Origin of the sequence: Staphylococcus sp. Ze2, assembly GCF_048568365.1 — a bacterium.
Classification (GTDB): Bacteria; Bacillota; Bacilli; order Staphylococcales; family Staphylococcaceae; genus Staphylococcus; species Staphylococcus xylosus.
In genome coordinates this window covers 2034031-2048991 of record NZ_CP183486.1, presented here as the reverse complement: position 1 = coordinate 2048991, position 14961 = coordinate 2034031, and the positions used below count along the sequence as shown (strand labels likewise).

12 protein-coding genes are annotated in these 14961 nt (G+C 34.0%); 11 read left to right on the top strand and 1 reads right to left on the bottom strand.

Translation table 11 applies throughout. From position 1 onward, the window contains the following. Positions 1-8: 8 nt before the first annotated feature. The gene (gene sdaAA, locus ACM591_RS09615; RefSeq protein ID WP_029377504.1) at positions 9-878 is read left to right on the top strand and encodes an L-serine ammonia-lyase, iron-sulfur-dependent, subunit alpha; all 870 of its coding nucleotides are present in this window, start codon (positions 9-11) and stop codon (positions 876-878) included. A 2-nt stretch (positions 879-880) separates the two neighbouring features. Next, positions 881-2926, top strand: a complete 2046-nt coding sequence (gene recG, locus ACM591_RS09610; protein ID WP_042362856.1) for an ATP-dependent DNA helicase RecG — start codon at positions 881-883, stop codon at positions 2924-2926. Positions 2927-3105: 179 nt separating this feature from the next. On the opposite strand, the gene ACM591_RS09605 is transcribed toward recG, so the two are convergent. Continuing rightward, positions 3106-4665, bottom strand: a complete 1560-nt coding sequence (locus ACM591_RS09605; protein WP_069794453.1) for a M4 family metallopeptidase — start codon at positions 4663-4665, stop codon at positions 3106-3108. A 470-nt stretch (positions 4666-5135) separates the two neighbouring features. Here ACM591_RS09605 and fapR point away from each other — a divergent pair, with 470 nt between their 5' ends. The 9 genes from fapR (at position 5136) to ACM591_RS09560 (ending at position 14938) form a co-directional block, all read left to right on the top strand. Then, complete coding sequence (gene fapR / locus ACM591_RS09600; RefSeq protein WP_042362854.1) at positions 5136-5705, top strand: transcription factor FapR; 570 nt, start codon at positions 5136-5138, stop codon at positions 5703-5705. Continuing rightward, positions 5698-6684, top strand: a complete 987-nt coding sequence (plsX, locus tag ACM591_RS09595) for a phosphate acyltransferase PlsX (protein ID WP_042362853.1) — start codon at positions 5698-5700, stop codon at positions 6682-6684. Before fapR ends, plsX begins: the two co-directional genes overlap by 8 nt. After that, positions 6677-7603 (top strand): ACP S-malonyltransferase, encoded by a 927-nt coding sequence (fabD, locus tag ACM591_RS09590; protein WP_069795555.1) that lies wholly within the window; start codon positions 6677-6679, stop codon positions 7601-7603. Before plsX ends, fabD begins: the two co-directional genes overlap by 8 nt. After that, positions 7596-8330, top strand: a complete 735-nt coding sequence (gene fabG, locus ACM591_RS09585) for a 3-oxoacyl-[acyl-carrier-protein] reductase (protein WP_029377498.1) — start codon at positions 7596-7598, stop codon at positions 8328-8330. Before fabD ends, fabG begins: the two co-directional genes overlap by 8 nt. Before the next feature lie 157 nt (positions 8331-8487). Beyond that, positions 8488-8721 carry an acyl carrier protein gene (locus tag ACM591_RS09580; protein ID WP_029377497.1) on the top strand — a complete coding sequence of 78 codons (234 nt, stop codon included), beginning with the start codon at positions 8488-8490 and terminating at the stop codon, positions 8719-8721. Between the two features lie 262 nt (positions 8722-8983). Beyond that, entirely contained in the window at positions 8984-9688 is a 705-nt protein-coding gene (gene rnc / locus ACM591_RS09575; protein ID WP_369965323.1) for a ribonuclease III, read from the top strand. 147 nt (positions 9689-9835) lie between these two features. Next, entirely contained in the window at positions 9836-13405 is a 3570-nt protein-coding gene (smc, locus tag ACM591_RS09570) for a chromosome segregation protein SMC (RefSeq protein ID WP_418354372.1), read from the top strand. Beyond that, positions 13402-14619 carry a signal recognition particle-docking protein FtsY gene (ftsY, locus tag ACM591_RS09565; protein WP_029377493.1) on the top strand — a complete coding sequence of 406 codons (1218 nt, stop codon included), beginning with the start codon at positions 13402-13404 and terminating at the stop codon, positions 14617-14619. Before smc ends, ftsY begins: the two co-directional genes overlap by 4 nt. Next, positions 14606-14938, top strand: a complete 333-nt coding sequence (locus ACM591_RS09560; protein ID WP_029377492.1) for a putative DNA-binding protein — start codon at positions 14606-14608, stop codon at positions 14936-14938. The genes ftsY and ACM591_RS09560 overlap by 14 nt, the downstream gene beginning before the upstream one ends. Positions 14939-14961 lie beyond the last annotated feature (23 nt).

Here is a 14961-nt window from a genome sequence, read left to right as displayed (position 1 = left end):
GGTATTGCATGTTTAAAAGCGTGAAAGAATTAATAGAGATGTGTGAGGCACAAGATAAGAAAATTCATGAAATCATGTTAGAACAAGAGATGGAAGTGACAGGTTTATCTGAAGCTGATGTCTATGCACATATGGATAAAAATTTACAAACAATGGAAAATGCATTGGATGAAGGACTAGCGGGAGTAACATCAACGACGGGACTAACTGGTGGTGATGCTGTATTAATTAAAGAATATTTAAAAACAGGGAAATCATTATCAGGTGCAACGTTATTAGATGCAGTTAGTAAAGCAGTTGCAACAAACGAAGTCAACGCAGCGATGGGAAAAATTTGTGCAACGCCTACTGCAGGTTCAGCTGGTGTAGTACCAGGAGTATTATTTGGCTTAAAACCTCGTCTTGAGCCCACGCGTAAAGATATGCTTAACTTTTTATTAACCTCAGGTGCGTTTGGTTTCGTTGTAGCAAACAATGCATCAATTTCAGGTGCGGCTGGTGGTTGTCAAGCTGAGGTAGGCTCGGCAGCGGCTATGGCGGCAGGTGCAACAGTTGAACTTGCTGGAGGTACACCACAGCAATCAGCTGAAGCCTTTGCAATTTGTTTGAAAAATATGCTAGGTTTAGTATGTGATCCAGTTGCTGGTTTAGTAGAGGTTCCTTGCGTGAAAAGAAATGCTGCCGGTGCTTCTAATGCAATCGTATCTGCAGACATGGCATTAGCAGGTGTAACATCTAGAATACCGACAGATGAAGTGATAGAAGCAATGTATAAGATTGGCCAAACGATGCCATCTGCTTTACGTGAAACTGGTCGTGGAGGTTTAGCTGGCACACCGACAGGTCAGCGTCTAAAACAAGAAATATTTGGTGATTAATAATGTCAAAAGTCAATTTAATAGAAAGTCCATTTCCGTTATCTCAAATTAAAGGTCTAGGACCTAAACGTTTAGCGGTGTTAAATGAATTAAATATTTATACCGTTGAAGATTTAATCTTATATCTACCGACACGTTACGAAGATAATACTGTAATTGACTTAAATGAAGCAGAAGACCAAGCGACAGTGACAGTGGTAGGTGAAGTATATTCAACACCGACTGTCGCTTTTTTTGGTCGTAATAAATCTAAGTTAACAGTACATATCATGGTCAATAACATTGCAGTAAAATGCACTTTTTTCAATCAGCCTTATTTAAAAAAGAAAATTGAACTACATGGCACAGTTACGGTAAAAGGTAAATGGGATAGAAGAAAGCAAGAAATTAATGGAAATAGAATGTTTTTCAATCAACAGGTTACAGAGTCTGCCCAATTCGAACCTGTGTATCGCATAAAAGAGGGTATTAAGCAAAAACCATTAAGAGATATGATACGTCAAGTATTAGATCAAGTATCTATACATGAATGGTTATCAGCAGAGTTAAGAAAAAAATATAAGTTAGAATCATTAGAAAATACAATTAAAGCACTTCATTTTGCAACTGATAAAGCTTCATTACTAAAGGCGCGCAGAACTTATGCATTTACAGAGTTATTTATGTTCGAACTAAGAATGCAATGGTTGAATAGGCTTGAGAAAACTTCGGATGAAGCTATTGAGGTTGATTATGATATCAATTTAGTTAAACATTTTATTGATAGTTTGCCTTTTGAACTCACTGATGCCCAAAAACATAGCGTTAATGAAATCTTTCGTGATTTGAAGGCTCCAATACGTATGCATCGTTTACTCCAAGGTGATGTGGGCTCTGGGAAAACTGTTGTTGCAGCTATCTGCATGTATGCATTAAAAACAGCTGGTTTTCAATCGGCATTAATGGTTCCGACTGAAATTTTAGCAGAACAGCATGCTGAAAGTTTAGTAGATATATTTGGTGACAGGATGAATGTCGCGTTATTAACGGGTTCAGTAAAAGGTAAAAAGCGACGATTATTATTAGATCAATTAAATAATAATGAAATTGATTGTTTAATTGGAACACATGCATTGATTCAGGATGACGTGAAATTTAATAATGTTGGACTTGTTATTACTGATGAGCAACATCGTTTTGGTGTGAATCAACGACAACTACTTAGAGAAAAAGGTGCTATGACAAATGTACTATTCATGACAGCAACGCCTATCCCTAGAACTTTAGCTATTTCAGTGTTTGGTGAAATGGATGTTTCATCAATTAAGCAGTTGCCAAAAGGTAGAAAACCAATTATTACTTCATGGTCAAAACATGAAGCGTACGAAAGTGTTTTGAACCAAATGACTTCTGAATTGAAGAAAGGTCGTCAAGCCTACGTCATATGTCCATTGATTGAAAGCTCTGAACACCTAGAAGATGTTCAAAATGTGGTTGAATTATATGAATCATTACAAGCTTTTTATGGTACTGACAAAGTGGGGTTATTACATGGTAAAATGCATTCCAATGAAAAAGATGAGGTTATGCAAAAATTCAGTAATCATGAAATAGATATTTTAGTATCAACAACCGTTGTCGAGGTAGGGGTAAATGTACCAAACGCTACATTTATGATGATATACGATGCCGATCGTTTTGGATTATCTACATTACATCAGTTGAGAGGTCGTGTAGGTAGAAGTGAACATCAAAGTTATTGCGTATTGATTGCTTCACCAAAAACCGAAACAGGTATAGAACGTATGAATATCATGACGCAAACAACAGATGGTTTTGAACTCAGTGAACGAGATCTTGAAATGAGAGGTCCTGGAGATTTCTTCGGCGTAAAACAAAGTGGTTTGCCAGATTTCTTAGTCGCAAACGTCGTCGAAGACTATAAAATGTTAGAAGTTGCTAGAGATGAAGCGGCAGAATTAATTCAAACAGGAATATTTTTTGAGCCACAATACCAAACTTTAAGATCATTTATTGAGAAGAATTTACTATATATGAGCTTCGATTAATCATAAGTAAAATTAAGGCACTTTCCAGTAAAATAAAATGACTTTGTCATTGTTTTACTGGAAAGTGCCTTGGTTTTTAGGTCAACATAATGTGATATTAATATGCTAGTTTTGAGTTTGTTTTTTAAACTGACTTATCGTGTGTTTTCTAAGTGTTAACAATGATAAACACTTTTAAATTATTTCACACCAACATCATCCCATGCTTTTTCAATTGCTTTACCTTCTTCGCTATTATCGCCATATAGTTTATCTGCCGCAACAGTAAGTGCTGTTTTAGCATCTGTAAATTGAGCATTTGGTGTTAAGTATTCTGTGAGGGCAAGATAATAAATTTGTTCTGCTTTGTCTTTCCCGATATCTGTGATTGTTAAATATGCAGCCTTATTTGGTATACCGCTATTGGTATGAACACCGCCGTTATCTTCGCTGCCTTTTTGGTATTGATCCATGTGAGCTGGTTGGTTGTAATCTTCAGGGTTCTTCAGACTTCTTAAAGCATCGCCATCTTGGTCAGGCGTGTAAACATCTTCACCCATTAACCAATTATCTGGATCGACAAAATACCCAAATACATCAGAAAATGATTCATTTAATGCTCCTGGTTGATAGCTATATTCTAAGCCAGCAGTACGCTCTGTTACTGCATGTGTTAGTTCGTGGGCCACGACATCACTAGCACCTGATAGTTCTTTAAAGGTTTGGCCGTCGCCATCACCGTATATCATGTATTGTCCAGTCCACGCAGCATTGTTGAAATTCTTATCGTAATTGACAATAGAATTAATTGCGCCACCATTATCGTCATAGCTGTCTCTATCAAATGTATCTAAATAATAGTCATAAACTTCTTTTGCATAATAATGTGCATCAACACCAGCTCGTTGAGATTTTTTATTGAAGTTTGTACTATCATTAGTAATTGGCGCCATAGTATTTGTCGTATTATTAGCAGTTTGTGTATCAATTGTTGCATTACTAGATGTATCATGTAGCGTATATTGATTTTGTGATTGAGTTAAGTTAAGTGGTGATTTTACATCTCCGTTAACGCCAGTACCTTTCCCTTCAGTTGTTGCTTTTTGAAGTGTGTTTTGTTTTTTTATGATTTTACCTGTTGCTGCATCAACTTGAATCTTCCAATGTGCTACCTTAGGTGAAACATAATTCAATTCAATATTATAAACGAGTTTTTGTTTATCACTATTTATATCCAAATTATTTTTACTAACGATGTCATAACCTTTGATATTTTTAACTTTTGATTTTGATTTACCAATGGCTTTAAAAGCGTTTTTTTCGGCTTGAGCAGAAGTTATCTCGTTTGAATTTTTAACATTTATGTATGGTTTGTCAATACTACCATTGATTAATTTTACGTCGCCTTTTTTGTTTACATGTACCTTAAGTGTACTATCACTAGAAGTGATGTCATTAATTTTAGCCTTTAGAGTATAGTGTGTCACACCAGTTTTGTCTGTATTTTTATTTGCTACTTCATATTGTTTAAAAGCATTTTTATTAAAAGCTTCATTTTTAGTTTTGCTTGAGTCTTTGACCAAATCTTGTGCATGCTGATTTAGATATTGTTTTACGTCTGTCTCATTTTGAATAGTTGAATTATCAGCCTTTTTAAAACTCTCAGGTTGTATACTATTACTTTCCTCAGCGTGAACGTTACCTGATGTAATAGCTAAAATAGAACTAGCTAGTAGCGTGGTAGAAAAAATTTTCTTCATAATATCCTCCTAGAAATGAATGGTATAAAAAATAAATTTCTGATTATTTTAAATATATTTGAAATTTCAAATTATTTAAAATTATACGTATAGTTTATAATTAATTCAATAGGAAATAGCGAAAATATTTATTTATTTAAAATGAATAAATAAATAATATGTATAACAAATGTTGAAATTTATTATGCATAAACATTTAAATAACGCTATTAAGTATTGTGTTATTGTTCAATTCGAAGAAATTTTAGTAAGTTTATTTTTAAATGAATTTGGAGGAGTTAATGAATGATGACTATCATTGTTTATTAGCTGAAAAAGTACACTGATTTAGATATTATAAAAAATATGTACTTAAAAGTTATTAAATTCGAACTTACGTATGTTTTTTGTTGAGCAATTGAAAAGGAAAGTGTTATGATATGTTAGGAGTGTTTAAGACTTGGTACTAAAAACATAGGAGTTTGAATGCGATGAAATTAAAAAAACAAGAGCGGCGTGACGCAATAAAAAAAGAGATAGCTAAAAATCCGTTTATTACAGATTTAGATTTAAGTACTTTATTTTCAGTAAGCATCCAAACAATAAGGTTGGATCGTACACACTTAAATATTCCTGAGTTAAGAACACGAATTAAATCTGTAGCTAGGAAAAACTATGAAAGTATCCGTTCTATTGAAGGAAATGAAATCATAGGTGACGTGATTAATGTAGAACCTGACAAATATGCCACTTCAATTATTAATATTGATGAAGAATCTGTCTTCACCAAAAATAAAATCGCGAGAGGGCACGTTCTATTTGCACAAGCAAACTCTTTATGTGTAGCACTTATACATAAATCAGTCGTATTAACAAGTGAAAGTAATGTTGTGTTTACAAAACCAGTGAAATTAAACGAAACGGTACGCGCTAATGCGCAAACCAGTGAAATAACAAATAAATATTATATTATAAAAGTCGAATCGTATGTTAAAGATACGGTTGTTTTTAAAGGAACATTTAAAATGTATTATACAAGTGAGGATGAACAAAATGGTTAAATTAGCGATTGATATGATGGGTGGAGATGACGCACCTGAAATCGTTTTGGAAGCTGTTGAAATGGCGGTTAACAAATTTGAAGACTTAGAAATCATTTTATTTGGTGATGAGTCAAAATGTACCCTAAAGCATGACCGTGTAGAAGTACGTCATTGTACAGAGTCTATAACTATGCATGATGAACCTGTTAGAGCGATTAAGCGTAAAAAAGATAGCTCAATGGTTCGAATGGCAGAAGCGGTGAAATCTGGAGAAGCAGATGGGTGTGTTTCAGCTGGAAACACAGGTGCTCTAATGTCAGCAGGGTTATTTATAGTCGGCCGTATCAAGGGTGTAGAGCGTCCAGCATTAGTTGTGACGTTGCCAACAGTTTCGGGCAAAGGTTTTGTGTTTATGGATGTTGGCGCAAATGCTGAAGCAAAGGCAGAACATTTATTGCAATATGCTCAACTTGGTAATATTTATGCACAAAAGATTAGAGGTATTTCACAACCTTCAGTAAGTTTATTGAATATTGGTACTGAAGCAGCCAAAGGCAATACATTGACCAAAAAGGCTTATCATTTAATGGAAACACAAAATGACTTTCATTTTACAGGTAACGTAGAAGCTAAAGGATTGATGAATGATGCTGCTGATGTTGTAGTGACTGATGGTTATACCGGTAATATGATTTTGAAAAATTTAGAAGGTGTAGCTAAAGCGATGGGTAAAATGTTTAAGTCAACACTTTTAAGCAGCTTGAAAAATAAAGTTGCAGCACTAATTTTGAAAAAAGACCTAAAAGGATTAATGACGAAAATGGATTATGCTGAGTATGGTGGATCTGTATTATTAGGACTGAACGGCACGGTAGTGAAAGCGCATGGTAGTTCTAGTGCTAAAGCATTTTATTCAGCGATTCGTCAGGCAAAAATTGCCGGAGAACAAAAAATTGTTGAAACTATGAAAGAAACGGTGGGTACACAAGATGAGTAAAACAGCGATAATATTTCCAGGCCAAGGTTCACAAAAAGTTGGTATGGCAAACGATTTATATGAACAAGACGAAGTAGCAACTTCAATCCTAAATCAAGCACAACAAGCTTTAGACTTCGATATCTTAGAAACAATGTTTACAGATAGCGAAGAAAAACTTGGTCAAACTGAAAATACACAGCCCGCTTTATTAACCCATAGCATTGCATTATTTAATGCGTTAAATGAGTTGAATGCAGATTATACAATGGGGCATAGCTTAGGCGAGTATGCGAGTTTAGTCGCTAGCAATGTGTTGAAATTCGAAGACGCAGTAAAGATTGTAAGAAAGCGTGGTCAACTTATGGCTGAAGCTTTCCCGAATGGTGTGGGGAGCATGGCGGCTGTATTAGGCTTGGATTACGAGGAAGTTGATGCTATATGTAAGCAATTATCAACTGAAGAGGAAATTATTGAACCAGCAAATATTAATTCTCCTGGACAAATCGTTGTTTCAGGTCATAAAACATTAATTGATCACTTAGTAGCTGAAGGTAAATCATTAGGCGCTAAGCGTGTTTTACCATTAGCAGTATCGGGTCCATTCCATTCATCTATGATGCAAGTAATCAAAGATGATTTTGCATCATTTATTGATCAGTTCGAGTGGCGAGATGCTCAATATCCCGTGGTACAAAATGTACATGCCAAAGGTGAAACTGATGCAAACGTCATTAAAGCAAATATGATAGAACAATTATATTCACCTGTTCAATTTATAGATTCAACGCAGTGGTTAATTGATCAAGGTGTGGATCAATTTATTGAAATTGGCCCTGGCAAAGTATTATCAGGTTTAATTAAAAAAATTAACAGAGATGTAAAAGTAACTTCAATTCAAACACTAGAAGACGTGAAAGGTTGGAATGAAAATGACTAAAAGTGCATTAGTAACAGGAGCGTCAAGAGGTATCGGACGCAGTATTGCTATCCAATTAGCAGAAGAAGGTTATAATGTTGTAGTAAATTATGCCGGTAATAAAGAGAAAGCTGATGCTGTCGTAGAAGAAATCAAAGCTAAAGGCGTAGAAAGCTTTGCGATTCAAGCGAATGTAGCAAACGGTGATGAAGTCAAAGCGATGATTAAAGAAGTAGTTAGTCAATTTGGCTCAGTAGATGTACTTGTAAACAATGCAGGTATTACACGTGATAATTTATTGATGAGAATGAAAGAGCAAGAGTGGGATGATGTAATTGATACAAACTTAAAAGGTGTCTTTAATTGTATTCAAAAAGTCACACCACAAATGTTAAGACAAAAAGGCGGTTCTATCATCAATTTATCAAGCGTTGTTGGCGCGGTCGGAAATCCAGGACAAGCTAACTATGTTGCCACTAAAGCAGGTGTTATCGGATTAACCAAGTCAGCTGCAAAAGAATTAGCGTCTAGACACATTACTGTTAATGCTGTTGCGCCAGGATTTATTGTTTCAGATATGACAGATGCTTTAAGTGATGAACTTAAAGCACAAATGTTAGAACAAATCCCATTAGCTGAATTTGGTGAAGATTCCGATATAGCTCATACTGTAGCATTTTTAGCTTCTGAAAAAGCTAAATATATTACAGGTCAAACAATTCATGTCAATGGTGGCATGTATATGTAACCTATGAGCTATTCAATTGTTCACAAGTCGTTGTTCGTTTGAACATGATATTAGTTTTTCTAGTGTAATACTATGAATTACTACTTGTATTTCAATTGATAAAATGGGAAAATATAAAAGTCTATAATTAGACTTTTTTAAAAGGAGGTGAATCGACGTGGAAAACTTCGACAAAGTAAAAGATATTATAGTTGACCGTTTAGGTGTTGACGCTGAAAAAGTTACTAAAGATGCATCTTTTAAAGATGATTTAGGCGCTGACTCACTAGATATCGCTGAATTAGTAATGGAATTAGAAGACGAATTTGGTACTGAAATTCCAGATGAAGAAGCTGAAAAAATCAACACAGTTGGTGATGCGGTTAACTTTATCAATAGTATTGAAAAATAATAAGCAAATATCTGAGTCGTAGTAAAAACGGCTCAGATTTTTTTATTTGAGAAACATCTATATTTAAACTGTAGATTAATTAAACATTAATATAAATGTATTACACACTAGTTGTAGAGCGTAACAATCTTATATATGACAAACAGTTTTTTCTTTAGTTTTATTGAACTTTCACGTAGAATAAAAGCGTATACAGTAATTTTAGCATATAGTTGTTTTTATCTGAGGAGGAAAGAGATTGACCAATCATAAAAAGAAAGAAATGGTTCAAGCATTCCAAAAAAAGTTTGCCCAAAAAATGCAAGAATTAGATTTGAATTTTAATCAAGTCGATTTATATCAACAGGCATTTTCGCATTCTAGTTTCATAAATGATTTTAATATGGATCGCTTAGATCACAATGAAAGATTAGAATTTTTAGGAGATGCGGTATTAGAATTGACGGTTTCACGCTATTTATTTGATAAATATCCAGAATTGCCTGAAGGTAATTTAACAAAAATGCGTGCAACAATTGTATGTGAGCCATCACTTGTAATATTTGCGAAAAAAATTCAATTGAATGAATTAATTTTATTAGGTAAAGGCGAAGAAAAAACAGGAGGCAGAAGTCGTCCTTCACTAGTTTCTGATGCTTTTGAAGCATTTGTAGGTGCACTGTATTTAGATCAAGGCTTAGAAGCAGTATGGAAATTCTCTGAAAAGATTATATTCCCTTACGTAGAAGATGATGAATTAGATGGTGTGGTAGACTTTAAAACACAATTTCAAGAGTTTGTGCACAGACAAAACCAAGGCGATGTGACTTATCGACTCATCAATGAAGAAGGACCAGCACATCATAGACTGTTTACTTCTGAAGTTATTTTAGAAGATAAAGCCGTAGCAGAAGGAAAAGGAAAGACTAAAAAAGAATCAGAACAAAAAGCTGCTGAACAAGCATATAAAAAATTAAAAAATAAGTAAATATAGCAAATGCATTTTTATGATAAATAATACATTGATAGGATTAATTCTAAAATGTTGTTTATTAAGAAATGTATTAACTTAAAGGTTAATGTAAAAGTGTTTCTAAATTGATACAAGAGAAGGAACACCTTGAAGGAGAATAGCATGGTTTATTTAAAATCTATAGATGCCTTTGGTTTTAAATCTTTTGCTGAGCATACAAACGTTCAGTTTGATGAAGGCGTAACAGCAATAGTTGGACCAAACGGTAGTGGGAAAAGTAATATCACTGATGCAATAAAATGGGTATTAGGTGAACAGTCAGCTAAATCTTTACGTGGTGCTAAGATGGAAGATATTATTTTTTCCGGCGCAGAACATCGTAAAGCTCAGAATTATGCAGAAGTAAAATTAAAGTTAGATAATAGTGCAGGCAAGTTGCAGGTAGAAGCTGATGAATTAACAGTGACGCGTCGTTTGTATAGAAGTGGCGAAAGTGAATATTACCTGAACAATGATAGAGCAAGGTTAAAAGATATTCTAGATTTATTCTTAGATTCAGGTTTAGGAAAAGAAGCGTTTAGTATTATTTCACAAGGTCGAGTAGATGAAATATTAAATGCCAAGCCTATCGATAGAAGACAAATTTTAGAAGAGTCTGCAGGTGTGTTGAAATATAAAAAAAGAAAGGCAACTTCAGTACAAAAATTAGCTCAAACTGAAGATAACCTTTCACGAGTAGAAGATATTTTATACGACTTAGAAGGTCGGGTTGAACCGTTACGAGAAGAGGCAGCAATTGCCAAAGAATATAAGCATCTTTCAAAAGAAATGGAAAAGAGTGATGTACTAGTAACGGTCTATGATATTGAACAATATAACAATAATATCCACGAACTAGACGAAAAGTTAAATTATTTAAAAAGCCAGCAATCAACAAAAGATGGTGAAAAAGTTCAACACACACAATCACTAAATAAGTTTAAAGCTGAAAGACAGCAATTAGATGAACGCATCGAATCTTTAAATTATCAACTCGTAAAAGCTACAGAAGAAGTTGAAAAATATACGGGTCAATTAAATGTGTTAGAAGAACGTAAAAAGAATCAATCTAAAACAAACGCAAGATTTGAAGAAGAGCAAGAAAGCCTTCTGAATCAAACTGCTACATTAAAGCAAGAGAAAGCGGAAGCACAAACAGAGATAGATCGACTTAAATCACAACAAAAAGAATTAAATGAAAAAATACAATATTTTGAATCTCAACTTTATGTGACGGATGATCAACATGATGAAAAGTTAGAAGAAATTAAAAACAAATATTATCAGTTGATGTCGGAACAGTCAGATGTGAATAATGATATACGCTTTTTAGAGCATACGATACAAGAAAATGAATCTAAACAATCACGCTTAGATTCAAGACTACTTGAAGCATTTGAACAATTGAAACAAATTCAACACGACATTAACGAAGCTGAAAAAAACAGCACAATGGCACAGAAAGAATTAAAAAAAGCAGAGCAGCAACTTAATGAGTATAAACACAAATTAACAGAACTCAAACAACAACGTAGTGAATATGAAGAAAAATTACATCAGGCATATAGGTTCAATGAAAAGCTTAAGTCTCGTATAGATAGTGCTGCGACACAACAAGAAGAATATAGTTATTTCTTTAATGGAGTTAAACATATATTAAAAGCAAAAAATAATCAGTTAACAGGAATTCGAGGTGCGGTAGCAGAAGTTATCCAAGTACCTTCAGATTTAACTAAAGCTATTGAAACGGCTTTAGGCGCATCTTTACAACACGTTATTGTTGATTCTGAAAAAGAAGGACGTCAAGCGATTCAATATCTTAAACAACACGGTTTAGGAAGAGCAACATTTTTACCATTAAATGTTATTCAACCACGTCAAATTGCTAGTGATATATTGACGACAGCTCAAGAGGCAGAAGGTTTTATTAACATCGCATCTCAAGCGATTCAAGTTGAAGCGGATTATCAAAACGTCGTACAAAATTTATTAGGTAATACAATTGTCGTTGATGAATTAAAAAATGCTAATGAACTAGCTCGAAAAATAAGATACCGTACACGTATTGTTACATTAGATGGAGATATAGTTAATCCTGGTGGATCTATGACCGGAGGCGGCGATCGAAAATCGAAAAGTATTTTAGCACAAAAAGATGAACTTGCTAAAATGCGTGCACAATTAGCAGATTATCAAAAGCAAACTGTTCAATTTGAGAAACAATTCCAAGAAATCAAAGAAAATGCAGATAGTACTAGCGAAAACTATTTCGCCACAAGTCAAATTTATAATTTAGCAAAACAAAAAGTTCATGATTATGAGTTAGAGTTAGATAGATTACGAAAAAATGAAGCACATTTAAAAGATGAACATGAAGAATTTGAATTTGAAAAAAATGATGGATATCAAAGTGCAACGAGCAAGCAAACCTTAAATGATAAAAAACAAAAATTGGTTGAAATTAAAACCCAATTACAAAAGTTAGAGGAAGATATTGACCTTTATACAAAATTATCTAAAGAAGGCAAAGAGAGTACAACACAAATCCAACAACAGTTACACCAAAAGCAGTCGGATTTAGCAGTAGTAAAAGAAAGATTGAGTGCACAAAAACAAACACACACAAGAATTACTAAACAACTCTCAACGGTTGCTAGTCAACAAGAAAAATTAGATGACCAAATAAAGTTATTTAATTCTGATGAAATGACCGGTGAAAAAGCCTTTGAGACAATTCAAAGTAATATTGAGCAAAGTAAAAATGCTAAAGCTCAATTAGCACAAGACATCGAAGAAGTGAAATCGCGTAGACTAGAATTAAATGATAAAATTGAAGAAACAGATCAAATGTTACAAGAAGCGAATCAAGATATTTTATCTATTGAAAATCGCTACCAAGATATTAAATCTGAGCAATCACGTTTAGATGTGCTAATTAATTATGCAATCAACCACTTGAATGATACTTATCATATGACGTATGAACGTGCGAGTGAGTTATATGAATTAGATGAGGATATTGAAGTGTTGCGTAAAAAAGTCAAGTTAACAAAAATGTCTATTGAAGAATTAGGACATGTTAATCTAAATGCGATTGAACAATTTGAGGAAGTTAACGCACGTTATACATTTTTAGATGAACAACGTGCTGATTTAAGGGCAGCTAAAGCAACATTGGAACAGCTTATAGAAGAAATGGATCAAGAAGTGAAAGACCGTTTTAAAGAGACTTTCCATGCTGTACAAGGCCATTTTGCTGAAGTGTTTAAATCACTATTTGGTGGCGGACAAGCAGAATTACGTTTAACGGATGACGATTACTTATCAGCAGGCGTAGATATTATTGTTCAACCTCCAGGCAAAAAACTACAACACTTATCTTTATTAAGTGGTGGAGAACGTGCACTCAGTGCTATTGCTCTATTATTTGCAATATTAAAAGTAAGGTCAGCACCATTTGTTATATTAGACGAAGTAGAAGCTGCATTGGACGAAGCAAATGTTATTAGATATGCACAATATCTTAAAGCTTTATCAGACCAAACACAATTTATTGTGATTACTCACCGCAAGGGCACGATGGAATTTTCAGACCGATTATATGGTGTAACGATGCAAGAATCTGGTGTATCCAAATTAGTGAGTGTGAATTTAAATACAATTGATGAAGTTATTAAGGAGGAACAAGCATGAGCTTTTTCAAACGATTAAAGGATAAATTTTCTAGTAACTCAGAAGAACCAAAGCAACAAGAAGATCTAGAACAATTATCTGAGGACTCTCAAAAAGAGATAGATGAGTCCCAAGATGAACAACCAGCCAAAAAGCCAAAAAAATTAAAAGAAGCAGATTTTGATGATGATGGCCTAATATCTATAGAAGACTTTGAAGAAATTGAAGCACAGCAATTAGGTGCGAAATTTAGAGCAGGATTAGAGAAATCTCGTGAAAACTTCCAAGCTCAACTTAACAATTTAATTGCACGTTATCGTAAAGTTGATGAAGAATTCTTCGAAGCTTTAGAAGAAATGCTTATTACGGCTGACGTTGGATTTAACACGGTAATGCAATTAGTTGAAGAATTGCGTGAAGAAGCACAACGTCGTAATATTTCAGAAACAGAAGATTTACGAGAAGTTATTGTAGAAAAAATAGTGGAAATTTATCATCAAGATGATGATAATTCAGAAGTAATGAATATAGAAAATGAAGGACTTAATGTCATTTTAATGGTAGGTGTCAATGGTGTTGGTAAAACAACAACAATCGGTAAATTAGCCCACCGTTATCAAGCAGAAGGTAAGAAAGTAATGTTAGCTGCAGGAGATACATTCAGAGCGGGTGCGATTCAACAACTTAAAGTTTGGGGAGAACGTGTTGGAGTTGAAGTAATGAGTCAGAGCGAAGGTTCAGACCCAGCTGCAGTAATGTATGATGCAATAAATGCTGCGAAAAGTAAGGATGTAGATATTCTTATTTGTGATACAGCAGGGCGTTTACAAAACAAATCTAATTTAATGAATGAATTAGAAAAAGTGAAGCGTGTCATAGGACGTGCTGTCCCAGAAGCACCTCATGAAGTATTACTATGCTTAGATGCAACTACAGGTCAAAACGCATTGTCACAAGCGAAATCATTTAAAGAAGTTACTAACGTGACGGGTATTGTACTTACGAAATTAGATGGTACTGCCAAAGGTGGTATCGTGTTAGCAATACGTAATGAACTACACATACCAGTAAAATATGTAGGTTTAGGTGAAAAATTAGATGATTTACAACCATTTAATCCAGAAAGTTATGTTTATGGACTATTTGCTGATATGATTGAACAAAATGTAGATGAAAATGAAGCGCCAAATAAAAACGCGGAAGAAATTGATGGTCACTCAGATGAGTCAAAATGATTTAATTAAAACGATTCGTATGAACTACTTGTTTGACTTTTATCAAGCGTTACTCACTCAAAAGCAAAGAAACTATTTAGAGTTATTCTATTTACAGGACTATTCTTTAAGCGAGATAGCTGATACATTTGATGTGAGTCGACAAGCAGTGTATGATAACATAAGAAGAACTGGCGATTTAGTTGAAGATTATGAAACGAAATTAGGTTTATACCGTAATTTTGAACAAAGACAAAAATTATATGAACAAATTAAGCAGCATGTTAATGAACCAGAAAAAATAAAGCAATACATTCAAGCACTAGAAGATTTAGACTAGAGAACACAAAGGAGGTATTTGAT

What these genes read in the sequence shown, in the direction of transcription:
- fabD (WP_069795555.1), top strand. Translation starts at nt 6,677, where the DNA reads ATGAGTAAAACAGCGATAATATTTCCAGGCCAAGGTTCACAAAAAGTT.
- fabG (WP_029377498.1), top strand. Translation starts at nt 7,596, where the DNA reads ATGACTAAAAGTGCATTAGTAACAGGAGCGTCAAGAGGTATCGGACGC.
- plsX (WP_042362853.1), top strand. Translation starts at nt 5,698, where the DNA reads ATGGTTAAATTAGCGATTGATATGATGGGTGGAGATGACGCACCTGAA.
- rnc (WP_369965323.1), top strand. Translation starts at nt 8,984, where the DNA reads ATGGTTCAAGCATTCCAAAAAAAGTTTGCCCAAAAAATGCAAGAATTA.
- recG (WP_042362856.1), top strand. Translation starts at nt 881, where the DNA reads ATGTCAAAAGTCAATTTAATAGAAAGTCCATTTCCGTTATCTCAAATT.
- fapR (WP_042362854.1), top strand. Translation starts at nt 5,136, where the DNA reads ATGAAATTAAAAAAACAAGAGCGGCGTGACGCAATAAAAAAAGAGATA.
- sdaAA (WP_029377504.1), top strand. Translation starts at nt 9, where the DNA reads ATGTTTAAAAGCGTGAAAGAATTAATAGAGATGTGTGAGGCACAAGAT.
- ACM591_RS09560 (WP_029377492.1), top strand. Translation starts at nt 14,606, where the DNA reads ATGAGTCAAAATGATTTAATTAAAACGATTCGTATGAACTACTTGTTT.
- ACM591_RS09605 (WP_069794453.1), bottom strand. Translation starts at nt 4,665, where the DNA reads ATGAAGAAAATTTTTTCTACCACGCTACTAGCTAGTTCTATTTTAGCT.
- ftsY (WP_029377493.1), top strand. Translation starts at nt 13,402, where the DNA reads ATGAGCTTTTTCAAACGATTAAAGGATAAATTTTCTAGTAACTCAGAA.
- smc (WP_418354372.1), top strand. Translation starts at nt 9,836, where the DNA reads ATGGTTTATTTAAAATCTATAGATGCCTTTGGTTTTAAATCTTTTGCT.